The following is a 440-nucleotide window of genomic DNA, read 5'->3' as shown; positions in this document are numbered from 1 at the left end:
CATTGCTCTATGTGTGTTGTTTTTCTGTAGTCTGTTGGTTGTGTCTACAGTAAGTAAGCTTTTTATGGAAATCTGGAACAGACTTATTTCGGATTTATTTAATTTTAGAAGTATTGGTTTTGCTGAATCGTATGCCCTTTGTTTTTTACTTGTAGGTATTATTGGTGTATCCGGCTTTTACTAATCAAGTTGCTAACAAGCAAATATTATCGCCAGCAAAAAGCGCTGACTGTGACGTCAACCCGCTGCGCGGCTTTCCGCGATGAATTTGGGCGTTAGCAGCCTTCAATGAGTTTTACAGAAAAATACCTTAAATATTTAAATCAAGTTTCTTGGATCGTGGCGGAGATACCACTTCTAATCCCATCGGCAATAGTTGCTTATTTATTTCATCCGAATATGGACTACCCTGTTAAGCTAATCATCGTTGGCTTTTTATC

General features: G+C 38.0%; 1 protein-coding gene. It reads left to right on the top strand.

Going from position 1 to position 440, the window contains the following annotated elements:
• Window positions 1-184, top strand: a 184-nt coding sequence (locus AC27HD_RS18875; protein WP_487107816.1) for a hypothetical protein, incomplete at its 5' end; no start/stop codon positions are given.
• Window positions 185-440: the final 256 nt, after the last annotated feature.

The sequence above is a fragment of the Alteromonas sp. 4NS20-0143 genome, assembly GCF_057542855.1.
Note: the sequence above shows the minus strand (reverse complement) of the source record. Positions and strands in the feature narration are given on the sequence as shown.